At 64.8% G+C, this 26,202-nt stretch carries 21 protein-coding genes and 3 tRNA genes; 10 read left to right on the forward strand and 14 right to left on the reverse strand.

From position 1 onward, the window contains the following. The first annotated feature begins 31 nt into the window (after positions 1–31). The 7 genes from BLT16_RS12435 to BLT16_RS12465 all read left to right on the forward strand — a co-directional run bounded on the left by BLT16_RS12435 (position 32) and on the right by BLT16_RS12465 (position 7,836). A complete protein-coding gene (locus BLT16_RS12435) occupies positions 32–1,012 on the forward strand; it encodes a Bug family tripartite tricarboxylate transporter substrate binding protein (protein WP_089658841.1) in 981 nt (326 codons plus the stop codon). 49 nt (positions 1,013–1,061) lie between these two features. Then, a complete protein-coding gene (locus BLT16_RS12440) occupies positions 1,062–1,532 on the forward strand; it encodes a tripartite tricarboxylate transporter TctB family protein (RefSeq protein WP_089658842.1) in 471 nt (156 codons plus the stop codon). Positions 1,533–1,548: 16 nt separating this feature from the next. Next, entirely contained in the window at positions 1,549–3,063 is a 1,515-nt protein-coding gene (locus BLT16_RS12445) for a tripartite tricarboxylate transporter permease (RefSeq protein ID WP_089658843.1), read from the forward strand. A 19-nt stretch (positions 3,064–3,082) separates the two neighbouring features. Continuing rightward, positions 3,083–4,690, forward strand: coding sequence for a gamma-glutamyltransferase family protein (locus tag BLT16_RS12450; RefSeq protein WP_089658844.1), 1,608 nt, complete (start codon positions 3,083–3,085; stop codon positions 4,688–4,690). A 61-nt stretch (positions 4,691–4,751) separates the two neighbouring features. Further along, positions 4,752–5,747 carry a Bug family tripartite tricarboxylate transporter substrate binding protein gene (locus BLT16_RS12455; RefSeq protein ID WP_089658845.1) on the forward strand — a complete coding sequence of 332 codons (996 nt, stop codon included), beginning with the start codon at positions 4,752–4,754 and terminating at the stop codon, positions 5,745–5,747. Then, positions 5,744–6,283, forward strand: a complete 540-nt coding sequence (locus BLT16_RS12460) for a tripartite tricarboxylate transporter TctB family protein (RefSeq protein ID WP_089658846.1) — start codon at positions 5,744–5,746, stop codon at positions 6,281–6,283. The genes BLT16_RS12455 and BLT16_RS12460 overlap by 4 nt, the downstream gene beginning before the upstream one ends. A gap of 47 nt (positions 6,284–6,330) precedes the next feature. Further along, a complete protein-coding gene (locus BLT16_RS12465) occupies positions 6,331–7,836 on the forward strand; it encodes a tripartite tricarboxylate transporter permease (RefSeq protein ID WP_245701642.1) in 1,506 nt (501 codons plus the stop codon). Between the two features lie 71 nt (positions 7,837–7,907). On the opposite strand, the gene BLT16_RS12470 is transcribed toward BLT16_RS12465, so the two are convergent. From BLT16_RS12470 to BLT16_RS12480, 3 genes are read right to left on the reverse strand one after another with little or no spacing between them, the layout of a single operon-like run. Further along, on the reverse strand, positions 7,908–9,230 hold the full coding sequence (locus tag BLT16_RS12470; RefSeq protein ID WP_089658847.1) for a sodium ion-translocating decarboxylase subunit beta: 1,323 nt from the start codon (positions 9,228–9,230) through the stop codon (positions 7,908–7,910). 9 nt (positions 9,231–9,239) lie between these two features. Beyond that, positions 9,240–11,069, reverse strand: coding sequence for a sodium-extruding oxaloacetate decarboxylase subunit alpha (oadA, locus tag BLT16_RS12475; RefSeq protein ID WP_089658848.1), 1,830 nt, complete (start codon positions 11,067–11,069; stop codon positions 9,240–9,242). 52 nt (positions 11,070–11,121) lie between these two features. Continuing rightward, positions 11,122–11,376, reverse strand: a complete 255-nt coding sequence (locus BLT16_RS12480; protein WP_089658849.1) for an OadG family protein — start codon at positions 11,374–11,376, stop codon at positions 11,122–11,124. A 156-nt stretch (positions 11,377–11,532) separates the two neighbouring features. Between BLT16_RS12480 and BLT16_RS12485 the strand changes: the two genes are divergently transcribed. Beyond that, a complete protein-coding gene (locus tag BLT16_RS12485; RefSeq protein WP_089658850.1) occupies positions 11,533–12,528 on the forward strand; it encodes a tRNA dihydrouridine synthase in 996 nt (331 codons plus the stop codon). A 55-nt stretch (positions 12,529–12,583) separates the two neighbouring features. Here the strand turns inward: BLT16_RS12485 and BLT16_RS12490 are convergent. The 9 genes from BLT16_RS12490 to BLT16_RS12530 form a co-directional block, all read right to left on the reverse strand. Next, positions 12,584–12,660 (reverse strand) — tRNA-Arg (locus BLT16_RS12490). A gap of 82 nt (positions 12,661–12,742) precedes the next feature. Next, positions 12,743–12,819, reverse strand: a tRNA-Arg gene (locus BLT16_RS12495). A gap of 66 nt (positions 12,820–12,885) precedes the next feature. Further along, positions 12,886–12,978: transfer RNA gene (locus BLT16_RS12500), tRNA-Ser, on the reverse strand. A 217-nt stretch (positions 12,979–13,195) separates the two neighbouring features. After that, on the reverse strand, positions 13,196–13,393 hold the full coding sequence (gene csrA / locus BLT16_RS12505) for a carbon storage regulator CsrA (protein ID WP_076746352.1): 198 nt from the start codon (positions 13,391–13,393) through the stop codon (positions 13,196–13,198). Positions 13,394–13,608: 215 nt separating this feature from the next. Beyond that, positions 13,609–14,859, reverse strand: coding sequence for an aspartate kinase (locus tag BLT16_RS12510; protein WP_089658851.1), 1,251 nt, complete (start codon positions 14,857–14,859; stop codon positions 13,609–13,611). Positions 14,860–14,893: 34 nt separating this feature from the next. Continuing rightward, complete coding sequence (gene alaS, locus BLT16_RS12515; protein WP_089658852.1) at positions 14,894–17,503, reverse strand: alanine--tRNA ligase; 2,610 nt, start codon at positions 17,501–17,503, stop codon at positions 14,894–14,896. Between the two features lie 158 nt (positions 17,504–17,661). After that, positions 17,662–18,132, reverse strand: a complete 471-nt coding sequence (locus BLT16_RS12520) for a regulatory protein RecX (RefSeq protein ID WP_089658853.1) — start codon at positions 18,130–18,132, stop codon at positions 17,662–17,664. Positions 18,133–18,135: 3 nt separating this feature from the next. After that, positions 18,136–19,209, reverse strand: coding sequence for a recombinase RecA (gene recA / locus BLT16_RS12525; protein ID WP_089658854.1), 1,074 nt, complete (start codon positions 19,207–19,209; stop codon positions 18,136–18,138). A gap of 128 nt (positions 19,210–19,337) precedes the next feature. After that, positions 19,338–19,847, reverse strand: a complete 510-nt coding sequence (locus tag BLT16_RS12530; protein WP_089658855.1) for a CinA family protein — start codon at positions 19,845–19,847, stop codon at positions 19,338–19,340. A gap of 134 nt (positions 19,848–19,981) precedes the next feature. On the opposite strand from BLT16_RS12530, the gene mutS reads away from it, so the two are divergent. Next, entirely contained in the window at positions 19,982–22,558 is a 2,577-nt protein-coding gene (gene mutS / locus BLT16_RS12535; RefSeq protein WP_089658856.1) for a DNA mismatch repair protein MutS, read from the forward strand. Positions 22,559–22,964: 406 nt separating this feature from the next. Then, positions 22,965–23,288, forward strand: a complete 324-nt coding sequence (fdxA, locus tag BLT16_RS12540; RefSeq protein ID WP_089658857.1) for a ferredoxin FdxA — start codon at positions 22,965–22,967, stop codon at positions 23,286–23,288. A gap of 562 nt (positions 23,289–23,850) precedes the next feature. Here fdxA and eno read toward each other — a convergent pair. Further along, a complete protein-coding gene (gene eno / locus BLT16_RS12545) occupies positions 23,851–25,146 on the reverse strand; it encodes a phosphopyruvate hydratase (RefSeq protein WP_089658858.1) in 1,296 nt (431 codons plus the stop codon). Positions 25,147–25,348: 202 nt separating this feature from the next. Continuing rightward, positions 25,349–26,200, reverse strand: coding sequence for a 3-deoxy-8-phosphooctulonate synthase (gene kdsA, locus BLT16_RS12550; RefSeq protein ID WP_089658859.1), 852 nt, complete (start codon positions 26,198–26,200; stop codon positions 25,349–25,351). Between the last annotated feature and the right edge of the window lie 2 nt (positions 26,201–26,202).

A 26,202-nucleotide genomic window follows, 5' to 3' on the forward strand; every position in this document is an offset into this window, starting at 1 on the left:
ACACATCACCACAATATAAAAGGTGTTCAACATGACGCGTTCGAAGCTGACTCTCACCACCGCCATTGCCGCTGTCGGCCTGGCTTCCAGCCTGGCCTTCACCAGCACCGCCCAGGCCGACTATCCCGAGCAGGATATCCGGCTGGTCATTCCCTATGGTCCGGGCGGCGCCACCGATATCATTTTCCGTCTGATCTCCCAGGAAGCCGAGCAGTACCTGGGTGAGTCGATCGTGCCGGTCAACATGGCCGGTGCCGGCGCTACGATCGGTTCGCGCAATGTGCTGGAATCCGACCCGGACGGCTACACCCTGCTCGGCAGCCACGACACCATCGCGCTGTCCAAGCTGGCTGGCACCGTCGACTACTCCTACGACGCCTTCGAGCCGATCGCCCTGCTGACCCAGACCATCAATATCCCCACCGCGCATGCCAATCATGAGGTGCAGAGCGCCGACGAGATCGCCGAGTACGTGCGCGAGAATCCGGGTCAGGTGCGTTTCAGCATGATCCCGAGTTCCACCGACCACTTCTTCTGGGCACAGTTCTTCCAGGAGGCCGGCATCGACATGGCCGATGTGCGCCTGGTGGGCTACCCGGACACCGGCGAGCAGGTTTCGGCGCTGATGGCCGAAGAGATCGATTTCGCGATGTTCAACCTGCCGTCCGGCGGTTCGTTCTTCGAAGATGGCACCTTCCGCCCGCTGGGCATCGCCCATCCCGAGCGACTCGACAGCCTGTCCGATGTGCCGACGCTGCGTGAACTCGGCATCGAGATGGACCACTCCACCAGCCGCGGCATCTTCGCGCCCAAGGGCACGCCGCAGGAGATTCAGGACACCATCGCCGACGCCTATGGGCAGGCATTGGAGAACGAGGAAGTGCGGAGTCGCATCGAGAACGAATTCGGCTCGGTGGTGCGCTTCCTGGCCGGTGACGACTACCTCGAGTTCCTCGACGAGAACGAAGCGGCGCTCTCCGCCGCCGCCGAGAACATCGACTTCCAGAACTGAGTGAATTCCTCGCCCCGGCTGACCGGGGCGAGGATCGGGAGATATCTCGATGTTAACGCTTACCAAGGACCGCGCCCTGGCGCTGGTCCTGCTATTGATCATTGCCGTGATGTGGGTCGAGTCGGGCAATATCCGCCCGCCCACGTCCTGGCAGCCTTACGGTTCGGCGCTGTTTCCGCGCATCCTGCTGGTGGTGACCGGTCTACTGTCGCTACTGATCCTGGTCCGCTCGCTGATCGCCGGCCCCGGTGAGAGAAACGCGCCGCGGCGCAGCTTCGGCGAGTGGCTGGCCCATAACCGCACGGTGCTCGTACTGTTCGCGCTATTCGGCCTATATGCCGCACTGCTGCCAATCCTCGGCTATATCGTCGCCACCCTGGCCTTCCTGGTGACCTCACTGGGACTGCTGCTGGGGATCGATTCCCGCCGCAAGTGGATCATCAATCTCGCCGTCAGCTGCACCCTGGTGCCGCTGGTGTTCGTGATCTTCCGCTTCGGCCTCAATGTCTGGCTGCCCTAACGCCTGGGAGTACTAGATGGCGGATTTCTTTCTACAGGCCCTTGGCCAGGTCAGCAGCCCTTCGGTACTGGCGCTGATCATCATCGGCGTGCTGTTCGGCATCATCGGCGGCAGCATTCCGGGCTTCACCGTGACCATGGCAATCCTGGTGGTGTTTCCCTTCACCTTCGCCATGGACCCGGTCAGCGGCGTCTCGCTGATGGTCGGGGTATTCGTCGGCGGCTACTCCGGTGGCATCGTTTCCGGCGTGATGCTCGGCATTCCCGGCACGCCGTCGTCGATCACCACCGTCTATGACGGCTACCCGATGGCCCAGAAGGGCGAACCCGGCCGCGCCCTGGGCATCGGCGTGGCGGCCTCGTTCATCGGCACCCTGATCAGCGTAGCGGTGCTGGTGTTCTTCGGCCCGCTGATTGCCAGCTTCAGCATGAACTTCCGGCCCTGGGAGATCACTGCACTGATCGTGTTCGCCCTGACCCTGGTCGCCGGGCTCTCCAACGGAGCCCTACTCAAGGGGCTACTGGCCGCCGCCCTGGGGCTGCTGATCACCACCGTGGGCTACGACCGCAACAGCAATCTGCGCTTCGACTTCGGCATCCCCGCGCTGGGCTCGGGCTTCGAGATCCTGCCGGTGATGATCGGCATCTTTGCCTTCTCGCAGCTGATGGGCAACCTCGAGAAGCTCCGCGACGATCAGGGCAAGGCCAAGGGCGTCGATACCAATGTCACGATTCCCTACGGCCGCATCGCCAAGGACATGGCCGGCCAGAAACTCAACACCCTGCGCTCGGCGCTGATAGGTAGCCTGGTCGGCGCGCTGCCCGGCACCGGCGGCACCGTGGCCAACTTCATCAGCTACGATCAGGCCAAGAAGTTTTCCCGCCAGCCTGAGACCTTCGGTACCGGCACGCCCAGCGGTATCGTCGCCTCGGAAGCCTCCAACAGTGCGGTGGCCGGCGGCGCCTTCGTGCCAACCCTGGCGCTGGGCATCCCCGGCGACCTGCCGATGGCGATCATGATGGGCGTGCTGATCCTGCACGGGATTACCCCGGGACCACTGATGTTCGAGCAGAATCCGATACTGGTCGGCGCCATCTACGCCAGCCTGCTGATCGGCGCGGTGATCATGGTGCTCTGCCAGCTTCTGCTGGTGCGCTGGTTCGCCAAGATCTCGCTGATCCCCCAGGAAGTCCTGGTTCCCGTGGTACTGATGCTGTGCGCCATCGGCTCCTACGCGCTGAACAACAACCTGTTCGATATCTGGGTGCTGTTCGTGTTCGGGGTGATCGGCTACCTGCTGTGGAAGGCCGAGGTGCCGCTGACACCGCTGATCCTCGGCGTGGTGCTGGGCAACAACCTGGAGCGCCAGCTATTTCGCGCCCTGGAACTCGACGACAGCTGGATGACCTTCCTGACCCGGCCGCTATCGGCGCTGTTCCTGGCCCTGGCCGTAGCCTCAGTGATCTTCTCGCTCTATCAGGACCGCAAGATTCAACGCAACCGACAACAGGCCCAGGTCAACGACGCCTGAGCCGATCCAAGGAGTTCCTATGCAGCACGATGCGCTTTACTATCCCAGCCCCTCGCGGCGCATGGCCACCTTCGGCACCCGCGGCATGGTCGCCACCTCCCAGCCGCTCGCCGCCCAGGTCGGCATGAGCATACTCCAGCAGGGCGGTAATGCGGTGGATGCCGCGATTGCCAGTGCCGCGGCGCTGACCGTGGTCGAGCCCACCTCCAACGGGCTCGGCAGCGACGTCTTTGCCATCGTCTGGATCGACGGCAAGCTGCACGGCCTCAACGCCAGTGGCCCGGCCCCCCAGGCCGCCACCATCGAGGCGATGAAAGCGCTGGGTCACGACAGCGTGCCCAATCACGGCCTGCTGCCGGTCACTGTGCCCGGCGCCCCGGCCGCCTGGGCAGCGCTGTCCGAGCGCTTCGGCAAGCTGCCCTTCGCCGACCTGCTGGCACCGGCCGTGGCGCTGGCCGAGGAGGGCTTTGCGGTATCCCCGATCATTCACCAGATGTGGGACGAAGCCTTCCATAGCTACTCGACCTACGACGATGCCGCCTTCAAGCCGTGGTTCGACACCTTCGCCCCGAATGGCCGCGCGCCCCAGCCGGGCGAGCGCTGGTCGTCGCCGGGCCATGCCAGCTCGCTGCGCGCCATCGCCGAAACCAAGGGTCGCGCCTTCTACGAGGGTGAGCTGGCCGAGAAGATCGATGCCTTCTTCCGTGAACACGGCGGGCTGCTGCGCAAGGAGGACCTGGCACGCTTCGAGCCGGAGTGGGTCGATCCGATCAGCGTGCGCTACAAGGGCCACGATATCTGGGAAATTCCGCCCAACGGCAGCGGCCTGATCGTGCTCCAGGCGCTGGGCATGCTGGAGCGCATGGGCCCGGAAGGCCGCGACCCGGTGGAGACCCTGCACCGTCGCATCGAGGCCACCAAGCTGGCCTACGTCGATGGCTTTGCCCACGTCACCGAGCAGAGCGCCATGCAGCCTAGCGTCGAACAGATGCTCGATGACGGCTATCTCAAAGCCCGCGCCGGACTGATCGGCGAGCAGGCCGTCGACCCGATCCACGGCAACCCGCTCTCCGGCGGCACGGTGTACCTGGCTACCGCCGATGGCGATGGCAACATGGTGTCGTTCATCCAGAGCAACTTCAAAGGCTTCGGCTCGGGCATCGTGATCCCCGGCACCGGCATCAGCCTGCAAAACCGTGGCTGGTCGTTCTCGCTGGACCCCGAGCACCCCAATGCCCTGGCCCCAGGCAAGCGCACCTACCACACCATCATCCCTGGCTTTATCACCAAGGATGGTCAGGCGGTGGGGCCGTTCGGCGTGATGGGCGGCTACATGCAGCCACAAGGACACGTGCAGGTGATTACCGGCATGCTCGAGGATCACCTCAATCCCCAGGCAGCGCTAGACATGCCGCGCTGGAAGTGGACCAAGGGCAAGACCGTCGAGGTCGAGCCGCACTTCCCCGACCACCTCGCTCAGGCCCTGGCGCGGCGCGGTCACGAGATCGTCAAGGTCGCCGATCCGATCAGCTTCGGCCGCGGCCAGATCATCCTGCGCGACAGCACCAGTGGCGTACTCAGCGGCGGCACCGAGCCGCGCACCGACGGGGCCGTCGTGCCCTGGTAACCCAGCAGTTCCGGGCCCGGCGCCTGCCGGGCCTCTCCTTGACCACAACCGGAGAAGCAAGATGCCGACACCTAACAACCCCAATGTCGCCTCGCGCCATCCCCTTACCCTGGCCACCGCGGCCCTGGCCGGCGTCGGCCTGGCGCTGGGCGGCCTCGCCACCAGCGCCCACGCTGACGACTACCCCGACAGTGCGGTGGAATTCATCGTGCCCTGGGCGCCGGGCGGCGGCAGCGACGTGCTGATGCGCCTGATGTCCAACCACATCGAGCCACACCTCGGCCAACCGATGCCGGTGATCAACATGCCCGGCGTCAGCGGCACCACTGGCCTTGCCGACCTCGCCGACCGCGACAACGACGGCTATACCGTCGGTCAGGTCCACGACGGCTTCATGGTTTCCCATCATACCGGCCTGACCGAGTACAATTGGGACAACTACGCGCCGATCGCCGCGATCACTGCCTCACCGCAGTACGTGACCGTCAGCGCCGACAGCCCCTGGGAGACCTTCGAGGAGTTCGTCGAGTATGCCCAGGACAACCCCGGCGAAATTCGTTTCGGCGTGACCCTCGGCGGCGTGCCCCACATCCACGGCGCCATGATCGAAGAGGCCGAGGACCTGTCGTTCCGCTACGTTGGCTTCGAAGGCACCGGCGAGCGCATCCGCGCCCTGGTCGGCGGGCATATCGACGCGGCGATGGGTGATATTGCCTCGAGCCTGCAGTTCGTCGAGAACGACGATCTGCGCTTCCTGGCCGTCGGCCACACCGAGCGCATGGAGCAGACCCCCGACGTGCCGACCTTTGCCGAGCTCGGTTACGACAATCTCAACCTGTCGATCCTGCGCGGACTGATCGCTCCCCTTGGCACCCCCGAGGATCGCATCGAGGTGCTGGCCGCCGCGATCGAGGCCATGGCCGCGGAAGAGGAGTTCGTGACCCGCGTCAACAACGCCGGCGCCGAGGTGCAGTTCATGGGGACCGACGAATACCGTGACCACCTCGAAACCCTCGATGCCACCATCGAGCGTCTGGCAGGGAACCTGCAGCAATGAGTGGGACGTCCTCCGACTCCCGGCCGCAAGGCCGGGAGCCCGTCCCTCACGGCGAGCGCGCCAAGGCGGTGGGGCATATCGTCTTCAACCTGGCGCTGCTGGGCATTGCCGTGATGATGTTCGTGCACGCCGGCGGGCTGCCGTCATCGGCCTGGGAGCCGATCGGCTCGGGCAGTTTCCCGCGCCTGATGCTGGCCCTCCTGGCGCTACTCAGCGTGCTCATGATCATCAAGGAAGCAGCCAAGCTGCGCCATACCTCGGCACTACCCAGCGGCAGCGTCGGCGACTGGGTGTGGCGACATCGCCTGGCGTTTGGCGTGCTGGGGTTGTTTACCCTCTACGCCATCGCCATGCCGCTGGTCGGCTTCCGCTGGGCTACGCTGCCCTTCGTGCTCGCTTGCCAGGTGCTGCTGGGAGCGCGTCGCCCGCGCCAGCTGGCGATTGCCGCGGCCATCGCACTGTTCATGTCGGTGGGCCTCGACGCCCTGTTCCGCCACGTGTTCACCATTTCCCTGCCGCGCGGCGCGCTGCTGTAAGCCGTGCGGTGCTCGATGCATTCAATCGCTGACCCAGGAATCCGCTCATGATGGAATCCATTCTGGCAGGGGCCGATCAGCTGTTTACCCTGCCCACCATGCTGACCATGCTGGTGGGGGTGGTGGCCGGAGTGATCACCGCGGCCATTCCCGGCTTCACCATCACCATGGCCATCGTGCTGGCGCTACCGCTGACCTTTACCATGCCGGCCCTGCAGGGGGTCGCCACCCTGCTGGCGGTTTATATCGGCGGTTACACCGGCGGCATGATCAGCGCCGCGCTGCTGGGCATCCCCGGTACGCCGTCGGCACTGGCCACCACCTTCGACGCCTATCCCATGGCACGCCGCGGCGAGCCCGGCCGCGCCCTGGCCATCGGCATCTGGGCCTCGTTCTTCGGCACCCTGATCAGTTCCATCGTACTGATCATCGCCGCTCCACCGCTGGCCATGATTGCCGTAAAGCTCGGCGCCTGGGAGTACTTCGCACTGGTGGTGTTCGCCCTGACCATCGTTGCTAGCCTGGTCGGCAAGTCGATGCTGCGCGGCCTGCTGGCCGGCGCCCTCGGCCTGATCATCGCCACGGTGGGCGCTGACCCGCTGATGGGGGTGACGCGCTTCTCGTTCGACCTGCGCATGCTGTCGGCGGGCATTCCCTTCCTGATCGTGCTGATCGGCATCTTCGCGGTCAGCCAACTGCTGCGCGAGGTCGAGGACGCCGAGGAGGTCAAAGCCGGCAAACAGCTGATCGACAGCCGCATCAGCTTCAAGCCGTGGGCGGCGATGCGCGAGGTGCTCACCTACCCCTTCAATCTGGTGCGTTCATCGATGGTCGGGGTCTTCATCGGTGCGGTTCCCGGCGCCGGCGGCAGCATCGCCAACCTGCTGGCCTACGATCAGGCCAAGCGCGGCTCCAAGCACCCCGAGGCCTTCGGCCAGGGCGCTAGCGAGGGGGTGATCGCCTCAGAGTCGGGCAACTCGGCGACCTCCGGCGGCGGCCTGATCCCGATGATCGCGCTGGGCATCCCCGGCAGCGCGGTGGACGCAGTGCTGATGGCGGCACTGATGGTGCACGGCATCGGCGTCGGCCCGCGGCTGATCATGGATCACGCCGACACCGTCTATGGCATGTTCATGGCGATGTTCCTGGCCGGCGCCATGATGCTGGTGGTATGCCTGCTCAGCATGCGGTTGTTCCTCAAGGTCACCAACGTACCCAAATCGATCATCGTGCCGGTGGTACTGACCTGCTGCATGGTTGGCGCCTTCGCGCTCAACAATCGCGTCACCGATATTTACCTGCTGCTGGGCATCGGCGTCTTCGGCTATCTGCTGGCCAAGCTCGACTATCCGCTGGCACCGCTGGTACTCGGCGTGATCCTCGGCCCCATCGCCGAGACCAACCTGCGCCGCGCACTGATGACCAACGAAGACTGGACGCTGTTCTTCACCCGGCCCATCTCGCTGGCGCTGCTAACCCTGGCCGCGCTATCGATCGTGCTGGCGTTGCGCTACCGCCTCAAGCAGCGTCGACAGGGTCTGGCGCTGGACTGACCAAACCCACCTAGCAAACGCAACGAGGGGGCCCATCGGCCCCCTCGTTGGGTTGATAGCGATGTCTTCCGCTAGCCCAGGTACTTGATCATCACCCCGGCGGCCACTGCCGAGCCGATCACGCCCGCCACATTGGGGCCCATGGCGTGCATCAGCAGGAAGTTGTGCGGATTCGATTCCAGCCCCACCTTGTTGGCCACCCGTGCCGCCATCGGCACCGCCGAGACGCCGGCGGCACCGATCAGCGGGTTGATCGGCATCTTGCTCATGGCATTCATCAGCTTGGCCATCAGGATGCCGGCGCCGGTGCCGATCGCAAAGGCGACGATGCCAAGCCCCATGATGCCCAGCGTCTCGACTGCCAGGAACTGGTTAGCGACCAGCCGTGAGCCCACCGCCAGTCCGAGGAAGATGGTGACGATGTTGATCAGCGCATTCTGGGCGGTGTCGGAGAGGCGTTCGACCACGCCGCACTCGCGCATCAGGTTGCCAAAACAGAACATCCCCAGCAGCGGCGCTGCGTCGGGCAGGAACAGCGCCACCAGCATCAGCAGTACCAGCGGGAAGACGATCTTCTCGAGCTTCGACACCGGGCGCAGCTGGGTCATGGTGATCTGGCGCTCACGCTTGGAGGTCAAGGCACGCATGATCGGCGGCTGAATCAGCGGCACCAGCGCCATGTAGGCGTAGGCAGCCACCGCAATCGCCCCCAGCAACTCCGGGGCCAGGATGCTCGACACGTAGATCGAGGTGGGGCCGTCGGCGCCGCCGATGATGCCGATAGCGGCGGCCTGGTTGAGCGAGAAGTCCATCACCCCCAGCGCCGAGAGGCCCACCGCCCCGAGCACCGTGGCGAAGATACCGAACTGCGCCGCAGCGCCCAGGAACAGGGTACGCGGGTTGGCCAGCAGCGGGCCAAAGTCGGTCATTGCCCCAACGCCCATGAAGATCACCAGCGGCGCGATGCCGGAGGCGATCGCCACCTGATAGAAGGTGTAGAGCATGCCGTTGCCGTAACCGACCCCGCGCGCAACATCACCGGCGGCGCGCATCTGCTCGGGATCGAGTCCGTTGTGATACTCGGCGTACAGGGTGGCTCGCCACGCCTCGGGCCCGGCCAGCGGGTCGAGGGTCAGCTGCATGGCCGCGGCAATCTGCTGCAGCACCGCGGGACTGGCCACTTCGATCGCCTGGTCCAGCGCCGACAGCGCCAGCCCGGCCTCGGGAATATTGGCCAGTATCCCGCCAAAGCCGATCGGCACCAGCAGCAGCGGTTCGAACTTCTTGTGGATGGCGAGGTAGAGCAGCACCAGGCCAATCAGGATCATTACCAGTTGGCCGAACTGCAGGTTATATAGCCCCGAGCCGTGCCAAAGCGTCAACAGGTTATCCATGGGTCGCCCTTAGAGCACGATCAGCGTATCGCCTACCGATACGCTGTCGCCTTCCTTGACCTTGACCTCGGACACCGTGCCGGCACTGGCGGCACGCACTTCGGTCTCCATCTTCATGGCCTCGAGAATGATGACCACATCGCCTTCGGCGACGCTGTCACCGGCCTTGACGTTGACCTTGAAGATATTACCGGCCAGCGGCGCGGTGATCGGCTCGCCGCTGGCGGCCGGGGCGCTTTCTGCGGGTGCGGTAGCGGGCTTGGCCGCACCCCCGCCTTCCTGCACCTGGCCGATCTCGCCGCCTTCTGCAACTTCGACCACGTACTGCTTGCCGTTGACGGTGATGGTGTAGGTCTCGGGCCCGGCGGCCTCCTGGCGGGTGGCCGGCGGCTGGGCAGCGGCGGCCTTGGCCGGCAGCTGGGATGCCGCCTCGGGGGCCTGCGGGGCCGGCTCGAAGGCATCCGGGTTGTCGCGGTTCTTGAGGAACTTGAGACCGATCTGCGGGAACAGTGCGTAGGTCAGCACGTCGTCGATCTCGCGCTCGCCCTGCTCCAGCCGGATGCCCTCATCCTTGGCCTTGGCCTTGAGTTCGTCGCGCAGGCGATCCATCTCCGGCTCGAGCAGGTCTGCCGGGCGGCAGGTGATGGGTTCCTCGCCCTTCAGGACGCGCTGCTGCAGCTCGTCGTTATAGGGTGCAGGGGCCGCACCGTACTCCCCCTTGAGCAGCGCCTGGACCTCCTTGGAGATCGACTTGTAGCGCTCGCCCATCATCACGTTCATCACCGCTTGGGTGCCGACGATCTGCGAGGTGGGCGTGACCAGCGGGATGAAGCCGAGGTCCTCGCGCACCTTGGGAATTTCGGAGAGCACGTCGTCGAGCTTGTCGCCGGCACCCTGTTCCTTGAGCTGGCCTTCCATGTTGGTGAGCATGCCGCCGGGCACCTGAGCCACCAGGATCCGCGAATCGATGCCCTTGAGCGAGCCCTCGAAGGCGGCGTACTTCTTGCGCACTTCGCGGAAGTAAGCAGCGATTTCCTCGAGCAATTCGAGATCGAGGCCGGTGTCGCGCTCGGTCCCCTGAAGGATGGCGACCACCGATTCGGTGGGGCTGTGGCCGTAGGTCATCGACATCGAGGAGATGGCGGTGTCGACGTTGTCGATGCCTGCCTCGACCGCCTTGAGGGCGGTGGCGGTGGACATGCCGGTGGTGGCATGACACTGCATATGGACCGGGATCTTGAGCGCTTTTTTCAAGCGCGAGACCAGATCGAAGGCGGTGTAGGGGGTGAGCAGGCCGGCCATGTCCTTGATCGCCAGGGAGTCGGCGCCCATCGCTTCGATCTGCTGGGAGAGCTCGACCCAGCCCTCGATGGTGTGCACCGGGCTGACGGTGTAGGAGATGGTGCCCTGGGCGTGGCCCTCGACGTCGCGCACGGCCTTGATGGCCCGCTCCAGGTTACGCGGGTCGTTCATGGCGTCGAAGACGCGAAACACATCGACGCCATTGGTGCGCGCGCGCTCGACGAACTTGTCGACCACGTCATCGGCGTAGTGGCGATAACCGAGCAGGTTCTGGGCGCGTAGCAGCATCTGCTGGCGGGTATTGGGCATCGCCTCCTTGAGGGCGCGAATGCGTGCCCAAGGGTCTTCGCCAAGATAGCGGATACAGGCGTCGAAGGTGGCACCACCCCAGGACTCCACTGACCAGAAGCCAACCTCGTCGAGCTTGGCAGCGATGGGTAGCATGTCGTCGAGACGCATACGGGTGGCGAACAGCGACTGGTGAGCGTCGCGCAGCACCACATCGGTGATGCCCAGCGGGCGTTGGCTCTCACTCATGTGACCTTATCCTTGTAGCTGAAATCGTATCTTGGCTGGCCAGCGGCATTGCTTAGCGGCGATGGCGCTGACGGTAACGATGCAGGGCGGCGCTCATCACCACCATGAGTTCATCGCTGTTGCCGTCGGCTGCCGCTGGCGCCGAGGGCCGCGGTGCGGCGTCGGCGGCAGGCGCCGGCACCAGGCGCCTGAGCAGCAGCGACATGACAGTGGTCGACAGCACCAGCACGGTCAAAAAGACGAACACGAAGCCCATGCCGAAGGCCATCAGGGCGAGGCCCTCTTGCATCAGTTGGGTGTCCAGCATGTTTAGTATCCCCTCTTGGCCCGGCGCATTGAGGTCCGTGGCGGCGCATCTTGGCTGGTACAATAACCTGCCTGAATTCCACGATATTGCAATGACACCATGGTTGAGCCGCACGTTGTTAATTTACTACATAAAGGCCGCATCGGCCTAGCGCCCATGGAGGGCGTCATCGATGCGCATACCCGCGCGCTGCTCACCGCCTGGCCCGGCTTCGACTGGACGGTGACCGAATTCGTGCGCGTCGTCGATGCACGCTTGCCGCCGCGGGTGTTTCTCAAACACTGCCCGGAGCTGGCCCGGCATGCCCAGGGTCAGCCGGTGACCACGCCCAGTGGGGTGGCGGTGCATCTGCAGCTGCTCGGCTCTGACCCAGAGGCCCTGGCCGCCAATGCCCGCCAGGCGATTCGCCTCGGCGCCACCAGCCTCGACCTCAACTTCGGCTGCCCAGCCAAGCTGGTCAACCGCCACGACGGCGGCGCCTCGCTGCTGCGTGACCCACAGCGCCTGCAGCGAGCGGTCGACGCCGTACACCGCGCCGCCGAGGGGCGGGTACCGGTCACTGCCAAGATCCGCCTCGGCTTTGCCGACCGCCGCCGGGCGCTGGACTGCGCCAGCGCCGCCGAACAGGGTGGCGCCGCACAACTGGTGGTCCATGCCCGCACCCGCGACGAGGGCTACCGGCCACCGGCCCACTGGGAGTGGATCGGCCGTATTCGGCGCCACCTGGCGATTCCGGTAGTCGCCAACGGCGACATCTGGTCCCTCGAGGACTACTGGCAGGCGCGCACGCTGTCCGGCTGCCACGACGTGATGCTAGGCCGCGGCGCCCTGGCCGACCCCTGGCTAGCGCCGCGTATCCGCCACTGGCAGGCGACCGGTGAACGTATGGCCGCCACCCAATGGGCAAGCCGCGCCGCCATCCTACGCGACTATGCCGCATTGCAGCGTAGCACACTTCCCGAACGTGTCGTGGTGTCGCTGCTCAAGCAGTGGCTCAATCAGATGCGCGGGCGAGACGTGGAGGCGGCGAAGCGCTTTGCCACGCTCAAGCGGGTGACCGACCTCGACACGCTGCTGGCCGGCTTAATCGCCCCGGGATTCGTCCACGCCGACACACAGAAGGCGCCGCTCGCCGTCAGCGAGGGCGCTTAACACGCGCAGTAGAAACACAAAACCCGCCCTTGCGAAGCAAGGACGGGTCGGGATGTGGCGCGCCCGGGAGGATTCGAACCTCCGACCACCTGATTCGTAGTCAGGTACTCTATCCAGCTGAGCTACGGGCGCGTGGCTGTCGTATCGACAGTGGGAACTGGTGTCCACGGACATCGCGAGCATCGATTCGACGCTGGCATATCGTGGTGGAAGCTGGCGCGCCCGGGAGGATTCGAACCTCCGACCACCTGATTCGTAGTCAGGTACTCTATCCAGCTGAGCTACGGGCGCAACTTCCAGTGCATGCAGGACATGCGTGTGCTGATGTGATCACGCTGCTAGCGTACGCGGCGTAAATGGCGGAGAGGGAGGGATTCGAACCCTCGATGGGGCTATAAACCCCATACTCCCTTAGCAGGGGAGCGCCTTCAGCCACTCGGCCACCTCTCCCTCATCAACACGGCGCGTATGTTACCGTTTCCGAAGGCCATTGTCCAATGCCTTCAACAACTTTCTTCTCCTGACAGCCTTGGCGAAACATGCTGTCGAAGCCGCCGACGGGCATTATCATCGGCCGGCTGCATACAACACAGTCACGTAAAAGCCGGCAAAGCGCGCGACTCTGCCGGCCCGAACGTTCCCTGACCCCCGACCGTCAGGTCGTGCGTCAGGCCTGGGACTCACCGTCGCTGCCGTCCGATTTCTCGCGCTGGATGCGCTGATAGATCTCTTCACGGTGCACGGCCACATCCTTGGGTGCATTGACCCCGATGCGGACCTGGTTGCCCTTGACCCCAAGTACCGTCACGGTGATGTCATCACCGATCATCAGGGTCTCGCCGACACGGCGGGTTAGGATGAGCATGACTGATCTCCTTCTCAGACTTACGGCTACGGGATGCACTGTGCCTGTCGCTAAGCGCTGACAGATTATGCGCCATTCGTCACGCTAGGCCAAACCTGGTACAACTTTCATGCGCCACCATCACACGCGAAACTGGCGTTGAATGAAAGCCGTACCGGCGTGCATCAGCTTCCTTTCTCCCTAAGCGTAGAACGCATGACGCCAGCGTGGGATCCTTATTCGCTCTCGATGTCACTCTTGTCCAGGCCAAATGCCTTGTGCAGCGCCTTGACTGCCAGCTCCATGTGCTTTTCGTCGATGACCACCGAGATCTTGATCTCCGAGGTCGATACCATCCGAATGTTGATGTTTTCGTCGGCCAGCACGCGGAACATCTTCGACGCCACCCCGGCGTGGGAGCGCATACCAACGCCGACCAGCGACACCTTGGCGATATTGTCATCGCCGCGCAGCTCGCCGCCGCCAAGATCCGGGATTACGGTCTCTTCGATAATACGGGTGGTCTGCTTGAAATCGCCCTTGGCCACGGTGAACGTGAAGTCAGTGTAGTCACCTACCGGCGCCACGTTCTGCACGATCATGTCGACTTCGATATTGGCATCGGCGATCGGGCCAAGAATCCGCGACGCCACACCCGGTACATCCGGGGTATTGAGCAGGGTCAGCTTGGCCTCGTTGGCGGTGAAGGCGATACCGGAGATCAGCGGTTCTTCCATGGAGTCCTCTTCTTCATCTGTGTCAGCGACGATCAGGGTGCCGGGGCCATCCTCGAAACTGGACAGCACGCGCAGCGGCACGTTGTACTTGCCGGCGAACTCCACGGCGCGGATCTGCAGCACCTTGGAGCCGAGACTGGCCAGCTCGAGCATCTCCTCAACGGTGATGGTCTCGAGACGCTTGGCCTTGGAGCATACCCGCGGATCAGTGGTGTAGACGCCATCGACGTCAGTATAGATCTGGCACTCGTCGGCCTTGAGCGCCGCGGCCAGCGCCACCCCAGTGGTATCTGAGCCACCGCGCCCCAGGGTGGTGATATTGCCTTCGTCGTCGGCCCCCTGGAAACCGGCCACCACCACCACTTGGCCGGCATCGAGATCCTCGCGCATGTCATCGGTCTCGATGCCTTGGATACGCGCCTTGGTGTGGGCACTGTCGGTGCGAATACCGACCTGGGCACCGGTGTAGGAGGTGGCTGGCACGCCCAGCTTGTGCAGCGCCATGGCCAGCAGCGAAATCGTCACCTGCTCGCCGGTAGACACCAGCATGTCCATCTCGCGCGGCGTCGGTTCGTCATTGATTTCGCTGGCCAGGCCGATCAGGCGGTTGGTTTCACCACTCATTGCCGATACCACCACCACGACCTGATGGCCGTCGTCACGGAAGCGCTTGACCTTCTCCGCCACCGCCTTGATGCGCTCCACCGAGCCCACCGAGGTGCCACCGAATTTCTGTACGTATAACGCCATATGCGATTGTCCTGGTTGTCAGTGGAATGTTTTATCAACCCAGCTTGGCTGCCAGCCAATCCGGCACGCTGCCTAGCGCCGCAGGCAAGGCCGCGGCATCGCTGCCGCCCGCCTGGGCCATGTCCGGGCGTCCGCCACCCTTGCCGCCGACCTGGCCGGCGACGTGGTTGACCAGCTCGCCGGCCTTGACCCGCGCGGTCAGGTCGTCGGTGACCCCGGCGATCAGGCTGACCTTGCCAGCGCTCTCGTCGGCCACGCCCAGCACCACGACACCTGAGCCGAGCTTGTTCTTGAGCTGGTCGAGCACGCCGCGCAGCTCCTTGCCAGAGACGCCCTCGAGCTGCTTGACCAGCACCCTGACGCCGCCTATTTCCATCGCCTCGGCAAGCATGTCACTGCCAGCAGCGCTGGCCAGCTTGGCCTTGAGGCGCTCGAGCTCCTTCTCCAGGCTGCGATTGCGTTCGACCAACGAGGCGACCCGCTCCTCGACCTGTTCCGGCTTGCTCTTGAGCGTCTCGCCGAGACGTGCAACGCGCGCTTCCTGGGCCTGGAAGTAGGCCAGCGCGTGTTCGCCGGTGAGGGCCTCGATACGCCGCACGCCGGAGGCGATGCCGGTCTCGCTGACAATATGGAAGCAACCGATATCACCGCTGCGCGCCACGTGGGTGCCGCCACACAGCTCGATGGAGAAGTCGTCGGCGCCGATGGTCAGCACCCGGACGCTGTCGGCGTACTTGGCCTCGAACAGTGCCGCCGCGCCTTTGGCCTTGGCCTGGTCGAGACTCATCTGCTCGATGCGGGTGTCGGCATTGGCCAGAATCTGGGCGTTGACGATTGCCTCGACCTCGGCCAGCTCAGCCGCCGTCATCGCCTCGAAATGACTGAAGTCGAAGCGCAGCCGTTCGGCGCTGACCAACGAGCCCTTCTGCTGCACGTGCTCGCCGAGCACCATGCGCAGCGCCTTATGCAGCAGGTGGGTGGCGGAGTGGTTGCGCAGCGTGGCCTCACGCAGATCGGCGTCGACCTGCGGCCGCACCTCGGCGCCCACGCGCAGCTCGCCGTCGACCATCACGCCGTGATGCAAGTGGTGACCGCCCTGCTTCTGGGTGTCGGTGACCTGGAAGCGCCCGCCGCTGGCATGCAGGTAGCCGGTGTCGCCGACCTGGCCACCGGACTCGCCGTAGAAGGGCGTGCGATCCAGCACTACCACCCCCTTGCTGCCCGCCTCCAACGCGGCCAGCGGGTTGCCCTCAGCGTCAACCAGAGCGGTGACTCGAGCATCGTCTTCGAGGCGCTCGTAGCCGGTGAAGGTGGTCTCGCCGTCGAGTTCGATGGCCGCCGCATAGTCGGCACCGAACTGGCTGGCAGCACGAGCACGTTGGCGCTGGGCCTCCAGCTCGCGCTCGAAACCGGCCTCATCGAGGGTCACGCCGCGCTCGCGGCAGACGTCGGCGGTCAAATCGAAGGGAAATCCGTAAGTGTCATAGAGCTTGAACACCGTGGCACCCGGCAGCTCGTCGCCCTGCAGGTCGGCCAGCGCCGCCTCGAGCAACCCCATGCCGTGGTCCAGTGTGCGCGCGAACTGCTCCTCCTCCTTGAGCAACACCCGGGCGATTTGCTCGCTAGCCTGACGCAGCTCCGGGTAGGCGTCGCCCATCTCGGCATCCAGTGCCGCCACCAACTTGTGGAAGAACGGCTCGCTGGCGCCCAGCTTATGACCATGGCGGATAGCACGCCGGATGATCCGGCGCAGCACATAGCCGCGCCCTTCGTTGGAGGGCAGCACGCCATCGACGATCAGAAACGCGCAGGAGCGGATATGGTCGGCAATCACGCGCAGCGACGGCGTAGCGGTATCGGCATGGCCAGTGGCCTTGGCCGCCGCCGCCAACAGATTCTGGAACAGGTCGATCTGGTAGTTGGAGTGCACGCCCTGCAGCACCGCAGCGACCCGCTCCAGGCCCATGCCGGTGTCGATGGAGGGCTTGGGCAGCGGGTTGAGCGTGCCACCGGCGTCGCGATCGAACTGCATGAACACCAGGTTCCAGATCTCGATATAGCGGTCGCCGTCCTCTTCCGGGCTGCCGGGCGGCCCACCCCACACCTCGGGGCCGTGGTCGAAGAAGATTTCCGAGCTCGGCCCGCAAGGGCCGGTGTCACCCATCTGCCAGAAGTTGTCCTCGTCGAGCTTGGAGAAGCGCGCCGGATCGACGCCGATCTCCTCCTTCCAGATCTTCTCCGCCTCATCATCGCTGACGTGCACGGTCACCCACAGTTTCTCCGCTGGCAAGCCCAGGCGCTCGGTGAGAAAGGTCCAGGCGAAGCGAATGGCGTCACGCTTGAAGTAGTCCCCAAAACTGAAGTTGCCGAGCATCTCGAAAAAAGTGTGGTGGCGTGCAGTATAGCCGACGTTATCGAGATCGTTGTGCTTGCCGCCGGCGCGCACACAGCGCTGGGCCGAGGTGGCACGTACATAGGGACGCGGATCACGTCCCAGGAAGACGTCCTTGAACGGCACCATGCCGGCGTTAGTGAACAGCAGGGTCGGGTCGTTGCCGGGCACCAGCGAGCTCGTCGGCACGATGGTGTGGCCCTGCTCTTCGAAGAAGGTCAGAAAGGCCTGTCTGATATCTGCGCTTTTCATAGGGTGTCCGTGACGATAAGCGTGTTGACCTGGCGGGCGAGCCGGCGCAGCGCGCCGCATATAGGCACAACCTGGGTCGTTCAAAGGGGCACCAGTATAACGCAGTCGTCAAGCGACGACAGTGGGGCACTGCGAGGCGTGCCCACAGGTGTGGGGAATCAGGCCGACCAGGCGTGCTGCATGGCGTGGCGAACTTGTTCGAAATCAAACCCCCGCGAGGCCAGGAAGCGCTCGCGGCGGGCGCGCTCGCGCGGGGTCTCGCCGGGGCCAGTGAAACGCTTGGCGAGCACCTCGGCGGCCAGCGCCAACCAATCGACCCCGCTATCACGCTGGCATTCGTCGAAGGCCCGCTCGATACCGTCGCGGTCAATGCCGCGCTGGCCAAGCTCGGCGTGAATTTTCAGCGGGCCCTGGCCGCGCGCAATGCGCGAACGCACGAAGCTCTCGGCGAAGCGCGCGTCGCACTGAAGACCCTGCTCGACCAGTAGATCGAGACACGCCTCCAGCGTCTCACTGTCGTGCCCCTTGGCCGCGAGGCGTGTCGTCAGCTCACGACGCGAATACTCGCGCCTTGCCAATAGACGAATGGCGTCGTCGCGGGGCGTCGAGTCGTGGGCGGCATCCGGCATGGCTTAGAGCAGGCCGTCCTCGCCTGACTCCTCGGCGCTGTCAGCCAGTGCCGCCTCGGGCTTGTCCTTCTCCTTGGGCTCGACGGGGGCCAGCAGCTGCCCGCGGATACCGCTCTCGATCTCATCGAGGATCGCCGGGTTATCCTCGAGGAACTGGGCGGCATTGGCCTTGCCCTGGCCGATCTTGTTGCCCTGGTAGCTGTACCAGGCACCAGCCTTGTCGATCAGCTTGCACTGCACGCCCAGGTCAATGACCTCGCCGGCATGGTAGATGCCCTTGCCGTAGAGGATCTGGAACTCGGCCTGGCGGAACGGCGGCGCCACCTTGTTCTTGACCACCTTGACGCGAGTCTCGTTACCGGTGACCTCATCGCCCTGCTTGACCGAGCCGGTGCGGCGGATGTCGAGGCGTACGCTGGAATAGAACTTCAGGGCGTTACCGCCGGTGGTGGTTTCAGGGCTGCCGAACATGACCCCGATCTTCATGCGAATCTGGTTGATGAACACCACCATGCAGTTGGCGTTCTTGATGTTGCCGGTGATCTTGCGCAGCGCCTGTGACATCAGGCGCGCCTGCAGGCCAACGTGGGAGTCGCCCATCTCGCCTTCGATCTCGGCGCGCGGGGTCAGTGCCGCCACCGAGTCGATGATGATCACGTCGACGCCGCCGGAGCGCACCAGCATGTCGCAGATCTCGAGGGCCTGTTCGCCGGTGTCCGGCTGCGACACCAGTAGATCGTCGAGGTTGACGCCAAGCTTCTCGGCATAGCTTGGATCGAGAGCGTGTTCGGCATCGATGAAGGCGCAGGTCTTACCCTGCTTTTGGGCCTGGGCGATGACCGACAGGGTCAAGGTGGTCTTGCCCGACGATTCGGGGCCGAAGACCTCGACCACGCGGCCCAGCGGCAGGCCACCGATGCCCAGCGCGATATCCAGCCCCAACGAACCGGTGGACACCGACGGCATGACCACGCGCGGGGCATCGCCCAGCCGCATCACGGTGCCCTTGCCGAACTGACGATCAATCTGGGAGAGGGCGGCATTCAGCGCCTTGGAACGGTTGTCGTCCTGGGCCATGGGAGATCTCCTAAGCGATAGCGGATGTTACGTCGATCACGAGCACGGAATCGAATACTGTATGACTGCACAGTAGTATGGCGAAAAATTCCTCGCTCGCCTACTCTCAGTCGGTAAATTTCTGTGGTTCAGGCGTCGAGGCGCTGGATCAAGCCCACCAGCGCGGCACGCACGGCCTGCTCGCGCACCGCACGGCGGTCACCGGGAAAGTGGTAGTGCTCGGCCTGCTGGGCGTTGGCGTCACCCCAGGCCAACCATACCGTGCCCACCGGCTTGGCGTCAGAGCCGCCGCCGGGGCCGGCCACGCCGCTGATCGCCACGCCCAGTGTGGCGCCGCTGTCGCGGCAGGCACCGGCGACCATCGCTTCGACCACCTCGCGACTCACCGCGCCGTGAGCCTCGAGCAGCATCGGGTCAACGCCTAGCAGGCGCGTCTTGGCGGCGTTGGAGTAGGTCACATAGCCGGTCTCGAAATAGTCCGAACTGCCCGCCACCTCGGTAATGGCGCTGGCCACCCCGCCGCCGGTACAGGACTCGGCGCAGGTCACCTGACGGCCCTCCTGTCGACACAGCCGGCCGAGACGCTCGGCGAGCGTGGCGAGGTCGAGATTGCTGAGGCGCTGGGGGGATGCTGGCATGCCGGGTCTCCTGACGTCGGGCTGGCTTGCGCGTAGAATACTGCCTTTTGGCTGCGAATGCAGAGTCGTCGACGCGCCGACGATAGCTCCTCGCCGCCACCCTAGTGTGCCCATCCAAGGAGTCAAGGAGCCCCATGAGCCAGGCCAGCCCCTCGCACACCCCGATGATGCAGCAGTTCCTGAAGATCAAGCGCGAGCACCCCGACGTGCTGCTGTTTTATCGCATGGGCGACTTCTATGAGCTGTTCTTCGACGATGCCAAGCGCGCCGCCAAGCTGCTCGACATCACCCTCACCCAGCGCGGCCAATCGGCGGGCAAGCCGATTCCCATGGCCGGGGTGCCCTACCACAGCGCCGAGGGCTACCTGGCACGTCTGGTCCAGGCCGGCGAGTCGGTGGCAATCTGCGAGCAGATCGGCGACCCGGCGCTGGCCAAGGGGCCGGTGGAGCGCCGCGTGGTGCGCATCGTCACCCCCGGCACCCTGCACGACGAGGCGCTGCTCGACGCCCGTCGCGACAACCTGCTGCTGGCCCTGCACAGCCAGGGCGGGCGCTGGGGGCTGGCCTGGCTGGAGCTCTCCAGCGGCCGTTTCAGCGTGCTCGAGGTCGATGACGACGCCGAGATGCTGGCCGAGGTGCAGCGGCTGGCGCCGGCCGAACTGCTCGCCGCCGACGGTCTCGAGCTGCCTCCGGCGCTTGGCGAACGCACCAGTCTCAAGCGCCAGAGCGATTGGCTGTTCGACCGCGACAGCGCCCTACGTCTGCTATGCGACCAATTCCAGGTCCAGGACCTGCGCGGCTTCGGCTGCGCCCACCTGGAGGCGGCAATCATCGCCGCCGGGGTGTTGGTCGACTACGCCCGCGATACTCAGCGTTCGCGGCTGCCCCACGTCACCGCGATCGGCGTCGAGAATCGCGATGACGCGGTGGTGATCGACGCCGCCAGCCGCCGCAATCTCGAGATCGACACCAACCTCGGCGGCAGCGGCGACAACACCCTGGCCAGCGTGCTCGACACCACCTCCACGGCGATGGGTGCCCGGCTGCTCAAGCGCTGGCTCAATCGCCCGCTGCGCGACCATACGCTGATCGGCGCGCGCCAGACGGCGGTGACCCTGCTGCTCGACCAGGAGGGCTACTTGGCGCTGCGCGACGACCTCAAGGCGATCGGCGACGTCGAGCGCATCCTGGCACGGGTAGCGCTGCGCAGCGCCCGCCCCCGCGACCTGGCGCGCCTGCGTGACGCTCTGAATGCGCTGCCGGAGCTGCAGGATGCGCTGCGCGGCTACCCCGACGGCAGCGCGCTCGACGACCTCAAGCGGCATATCCGCCCCTACCCGGAGCTCGCCTACACCCTGAGCCGGGCGCTGATCGACAACCCGCCGGTGGTGATCCGCGACGGCGGCGTGATCGCCGACGGCTTCGACGATGAACTCGACGAATACCGCGGACTGGCCGAGCACGCCGGCGACTACCTGATCGAGCTCGAGCGGCGTGAACGCGAGCGCACGGGCCTTGCCAACCTCAAGGTCGGCTACAACCGCGTTCACGGCTACTACATCGAGATTCCTCGTGGCCAGGCCCGCGACGCCCCGGCCGACTATATTCGTCGCCAGACCCTGAAAAACGCCGAGCGCTTCATTATCCCGGAGCTCAAGGAGTTCGAGGACAAGGCGCTCTCCGCCAAGTCCCGCGCCCTGGCCCGCGAGAAGCTGCTCTACGAGAGCCTGCTCGACGAACTCAATGCCGAACTCGCCCCACTACAGGCGAGTGCTCAGGCGCTGGCCAGCCTCGATGTGCTGGCCACCTTCGCCGAGCGCGCCGAGGCGCTGGGGTTCGTGCGCCCGCGGCTCGCTGAGGCGCCAGGCATCAGCATCCGCGGCGGCCGTCACCCGGTGGTCGAGCAGGTCAGCGAGCATCCCTTCGTGCCCAACGACCTGATGATGGACGACGACCGTCGCATGCTGGTGATCACCGGTCCCAACATGGGCGGTAAATCCACCTACATGCGCCAGGCGGCACTGATCACCCTACTCGCCCACACCGGCAGCTTCGTACCCGCCGACGACGCCGAGATCGGCCCGGTGGACCGGATCTTCACCCGCATCGGCTCCTCCGACGACCTCGCCGGCGGCCGTTCGACCTTCATGGTCGAGATGACTGAAACCGCCAATATCCTGCACAACGCCAGCGATCACAGCCTGGTACTGATGGACGAGATCGGCCGCGGCACCAGCACCTTCGACGGCCTCTCGCTGGCCTGGGCCAGCGCCGAACACCTGACCCGCTCACGGGCCTTCACGCTGTTCGCCACCCACTACTTCGAGATGACCGCGCTCACCGAGCAGGCGTCCGGGGTGGCCAACGTCCACCTCACCGCAGCCGAGCATCGCGATGGGATCGTCTTCATGCACCGCGTGGAGGAGGGCCCGGCGAGCCAAAGCTACGGCCTGCAGGTGGCCCAACTGGCCGGGGTGCCCCAGGGCGTGATCGCCAGAGCGCGGGAAAAGCTCGCCCAGCTCGAGCAGCATGAGGTCGACCAGGGCAGTCGCCCCTCACTGGCCGCCAGCGGCGAACCGGTGCCGCAGCAGAACGACCTGTTCGCCAGCACCCCGCATCCGCTGCTCGATGAGCTTGGCGGCCTGGCACTCGACGAGCTGAGCCCGCGCCAGGCGCTGGAGCTGTTGTATCGCTGGCGAGAGGCGCTGTAAGTGAGGCAAGACCACTCTCTGCGGCTACGCTTGCGCCATGAGGTTGACCACAGCAATCGCTATCACTCTTAGCGAGGGACGCCGGCGGCAGGTCGAAGATGAGGTTCGATGCCATGGATGGCATCGGTAGCGCCCAGGGATGGTTTACAGCGCCTCATCGTAGACCTGCCGACGGATCAGTCCCGAGCGTTACTGCAAGTTGCTGTATCGGCAATAGCCCCGAGTCCGCGGCGCTTGGGTCCGGCCAATTAGCCCAAGGCGACAGCCACCACCGCTTGCGACGTTTTAGGGGCACGACTAGAATGGTCAGATTCCCCGCCGCATCAGCATAAAAACATCGGCTCTTATAACCTTTTTACCAACCATCATCTTGGCCGAGCGACCGGCCAGAGGAAGGGAGACTGGCATGACATTCGTCGTCACCGAGAACTGCATCAAGTGCAAGTACACCGACTGTGTCGAGGTCTGCCCGGTGGACTGCTTCTATGAGGGACCCAATTTCCTGGTCATCCACCCCGACGAATGCATTGACTGCGCGCTATGCGAGCCGGAGTGCCCCGCCGAGGCGATATTTGCCGAGGATGAGCTACCGGAGGGCCAGGAAGAGTTCATCGAGCTCAACGCCGAGCTCGCCGAGGTATGGCCCAACATCGCCGAGAAGAAGGACCCGCTGCCCGACGCCGAGGAGTGGGACGGTAAGCCCGGCAAGCTGGAGCAGCTCGAGCGCTGAGGCTCTCGGCGCGCCATGTGTCCGTGCATCATCACCCAACAAAAAACGCCGCCGGTCACTGACCGGCGGCGTTTTACATCGTGCGTGCATGGAAAAGGCGACCCGTAGGTCGCCCGCTCCAAGCCGAATCCCTTGAGCATGTCCCTATGCCCACGTCCTAATGGTGACGTCCGTGCCGGGAGGCGGCGTCCTGCCACACCCAGCGCACCACGACTAGCATCCCGTTGCATCCTGCCGGAAAAGCACTCCCCGCTTCTCCAAATCCCGAGGTCATTGTGGCAGTTCTCGCCGGCATCTCAAGCCGGCCCTAGCGTCGCCCGCAGGACGTCTACTCATCGCCGGAAAAACAAAAAGTCAAGAAATATCAAATGCTTAAAGAAAAAACAGGGGAAGAGATGAGCGCTTAGGGGGTAATTTCGAGCAAAGTTCGCAGGCGAAATGTACGAGATGTCTTACAAGAGATGGAGAGATTGCCTACAGAGCAACGCCGTTTGGATAGCCATATAAAAGGCGGGGCCGATCAACGACCCCGCCTGACGTTACGCCGAACGTGCTACCCCGATCAAGCCTGGCCCTTGATCGCCGCCAGCCCCGGATAGACCACCTTGTCACCTAGCTGCTGCTCGATCACCAGCAGACGGTTGTACTTGGCCACGCGGTCACTGCGACACAGCGAACCGGTCTTGATCTGGCCAGCCGACGTCGCCACCGCCAGGTCAGCGATGGTGGTGTCCTCAGTCTCGCCGGAGCGGTGCGAAATCACCGCGGTAAAGCCGGCATCCTGGGCCATCTTGATGGCATCCAGGGTCTCGGAGAGCGAGCCGATCTGGTTGAACTTGATCAGGATCGAATTGCCGATCTGCTCGTCAATGCCGCGCTTGAGAATCTTGGTGTTGGTGACGAAGAGGTCATCCCCCACCAGCTGCACCTTGTCGCCGAGCTTGTCGGTCAGTGTCTTCCAGCCCGCCCAGTCGGACTCGTCGAGGCCATCCTCGATAGAGACGATCGGGTACTGGTCGCACAGCTCGGCCAGGTAGTCGACGAAGCCCGCGGCGTCGAAGGACTTGCCCTCACCGGCCAGGGTGTACTGGCCGTCCTGGTAGAACTCCGAGGCGGCACAGTCCAGCGCCAGAGTGACGTCGCGACCCAGGGTGTAGCCGGCATCTTCGACAGCCTGCTTGATCACCGCCAGCGCCTCGGCGTTGGAGGCCAGGTTGGGGGCAAAGCCACCCTCGTCGCCCACCGCCGTGGACAGACCCTTGGCCGACAACACCTTCTTCAGAGCGTGGAAGATCTCGGCCCCGACGCGCAGCGCCTCGCGGAAGTTGGGCGCCGCCACCGGCTGGACCATGAACTCCTGGATGTCGACGTTGTTGTCAGCATGCTCGCCGCCGTTGAGGATGTTCATCATCGGCACCGGCATGCTGAACTGCCCCGGCTGGCCGTATAGGGCAGCGATGTGCTCGTAGAGCTCGACGCCCTTGGTGGTCGCCGCCGCCTTGGCCGCCGCCAGCGACACGGCGAGGATCGCGTTGGCGCCGAGGTTGGCCTTGTTGTCGGTGCCATCGAGTTCCAGCATGGCGTCGTCCAACGCGCGCTGGTCGGCAACGGTCATGCCCAGCAGGCGCTCGCGGATCGGCCCGTTGACCGCCTCGACGGCCTTGAGTACGCCCTTGCCCAAGTAGCGGGACGTGTCGCCATCGCGCAGTTCAAGCGCTTCGCGCGAGCCGGTGGAAGCACCGCTGGGGGCGCATGCCACGCCCTTGGCACCGCTTTCCAGCACCACTTCGGCCTGCACGGTGGGGTTGCCACGCGAGTCGAGCACCTCGAGGGCGCGAACGTCGGCAATCTTGCTCATGGTGATATCCTTTAGTGAGTCAGCGTTGATCTAGGGAAACACTGCACAAATGTCTGCGCGGGCGAATTACTGCGTTGCGCGGTGCTCGAAATCCTCACCTATCCCCATAGGCTCCGGTTTCTGTGCCCCGTGCGCCTTGTGCTTCATCCCGCTCGCCGATTTATTCAGCGCTTCCTAGCTTGAGAGAGGGTCACGGCTCCGCTCAAGAAATCGTCAGGGGCGCAAACCCCTTGACCAGCTCGTCGAGCGCTTTGAGCTGGGCAAGGAAGGGCTCGAGCTGGTCGAGTGGCAGCGCACAAGGGCCGTCGCACTTGGCATTGTCCGGGTCCGGATGCGCCTCCAGGAACAGCCCGGCCAGCCCCACGGCAACGCCGGCCCGGGCCAGTTCGGCGACCTGGGCACGGCGGCCATCGGCGCTATCGGCGCGCCCCCCCGGGCGCTGCAGCGCATGGGTCACATCAAAGAATAGCGGGTAGCCGGTCTGCTTCATCTCGCCGAAGCCGAGCATGTCGACCACCAGGTTGTTGTAGCCGAAGCTCGACCCACGCTCGCAGAGGATCAGCTGGTCGTTGCCCGCCTCCTCGCACTTGCGAATGATATGGCGCATCTCGTGGGGGGCCAGGAACTGCGGCTTCTTGATATTGATCACCGCACCGGTCTCGGCCATGGCCACCACCAGGTCGGTCTGCCGCGCCAGAAAGGCCGGCAGCTGGATGATGTCGGCGACCTCGGCGGCCGGCTTGGCCTGCCAGGGCTCGTGCACGTCGGTGATGACCGGTACGCCGAAGCGCGACTTGACCTCGTCGAGGATCTCGAGCCCTTTATCCAGGCCAGGCCCACGGTAGGAGTGAATCGAGCTGCGGTTGGCCTTGTCGAAGCTGGCCTTGAACACGTAAGGCATGCCCAGCTTAGTGGTCGCCTCGACATAGGCCGCCGCCACCTCGAGCGCCATATCGCGGGATTCGAGGACGTTCATGCCGCCGAATAGCCCCAGCGGCAGGGCATTGCCGGCGCTGAGGCCGGCAAACTCGATGATACGTTGCGGTGACGACATGC

Source organism: Franzmannia pantelleriensis, assembly GCF_900102875.1.
GTDB lineage: Bacteria > Pseudomonadota > Gammaproteobacteria > Pseudomonadales > Halomonadaceae > Franzmannia > Franzmannia pantelleriensis.

Bases quoted from the DNA above. Each gene is read 5' to 3' on its own strand.
- BLT16_RS12435 (WP_089658841.1), top strand. From the start codon at position 32: ATGACGCGTTCGAAGCTGACTCTCACCACCGCCATTGCCGCTGTCGGC.
- BLT16_RS12440 (WP_089658842.1), top strand. From the start codon at position 1,062: ATGTTAACGCTTACCAAGGACCGCGCCCTGGCGCTGGTCCTGCTATTG.
- BLT16_RS12445 (WP_089658843.1), top strand. From the start codon at position 1,549: ATGGCGGATTTCTTTCTACAGGCCCTTGGCCAGGTCAGCAGCCCTTCG.
- BLT16_RS12450 (WP_089658844.1), top strand. From the start codon at position 3,083: ATGCAGCACGATGCGCTTTACTATCCCAGCCCCTCGCGGCGCATGGCC.
- BLT16_RS12455 (WP_089658845.1), top strand. From the start codon at position 4,752: ATGCCGACACCTAACAACCCCAATGTCGCCTCGCGCCATCCCCTTACC.
- BLT16_RS12460 (WP_089658846.1), top strand. From the start codon at position 5,744: ATGAGTGGGACGTCCTCCGACTCCCGGCCGCAAGGCCGGGAGCCCGTC.
- BLT16_RS12465 (WP_245701642.1), top strand. From the start codon at position 6,331: ATGATGGAATCCATTCTGGCAGGGGCCGATCAGCTGTTTACCCTGCCC.
- BLT16_RS12470 (WP_089658847.1), bottom strand. From the start codon at position 9,230: ATGGATAACCTGTTGACGCTTTGGCACGGCTCGGGGCTATATAACCTG.
- oadA (WP_089658848.1), bottom strand. From the start codon at position 11,069: ATGAGTGAGAGCCAACGCCCGCTGGGCATCACCGATGTGGTGCTGCGC.
- BLT16_RS12480 (WP_089658849.1), bottom strand. From the start codon at position 11,376: ATGCTGGACACCCAACTGATGCAAGAGGGCCTCGCCCTGATGGCCTTC.
- BLT16_RS12485 (WP_089658850.1), top strand. From the start codon at position 11,533: ATGGAGGGCGTCATCGATGCGCATACCCGCGCGCTGCTCACCGCCTGG.
- csrA (WP_076746352.1), bottom strand. From the start codon at position 13,393: ATGCTCATCCTAACCCGCCGTGTCGGCGAGACCCTGATGATCGGTGAT.
- BLT16_RS12510 (WP_089658851.1), bottom strand. From the start codon at position 14,859: ATGGCGTTATACGTACAGAAATTCGGTGGCACCTCGGTGGGCTCGGTG.
- alaS (WP_089658852.1), bottom strand. From the start codon at position 17,503: ATGAAAAGCGCAGATATCAGACAGGCCTTTCTGACCTTCTTCGAAGAG.
- BLT16_RS12520 (WP_089658853.1), bottom strand. From the start codon at position 18,132: ATGCCGGATGCCGCCCACGACTCGACGCCCCGCGACGACGCCATTCGT.
- recA (WP_089658854.1), bottom strand. From the start codon at position 19,209: ATGGCCCAGGACGACAACCGTTCCAAGGCGCTGAATGCCGCCCTCTCC.
- BLT16_RS12530 (WP_089658855.1), bottom strand. From the start codon at position 19,847: ATGCCAGCATCCCCCCAGCGCCTCAGCAATCTCGACCTCGCCACGCTC.
- mutS (WP_089658856.1), top strand. From the start codon at position 19,982: ATGAGCCAGGCCAGCCCCTCGCACACCCCGATGATGCAGCAGTTCCTG.
- fdxA (WP_089658857.1), top strand. From the start codon at position 22,965: ATGACATTCGTCGTCACCGAGAACTGCATCAAGTGCAAGTACACCGAC.
- eno (WP_089658858.1), bottom strand. From the start codon at position 25,146: ATGAGCAAGATTGCCGACGTTCGCGCCCTCGAGGTGCTCGACTCGCGT.
- kdsA (WP_089658859.1), bottom strand. From the start codon at position 26,200: ATGTCGTCACCGCAACGTATCATCGAGTTTGCCGGCCTCAGCGCCGGC.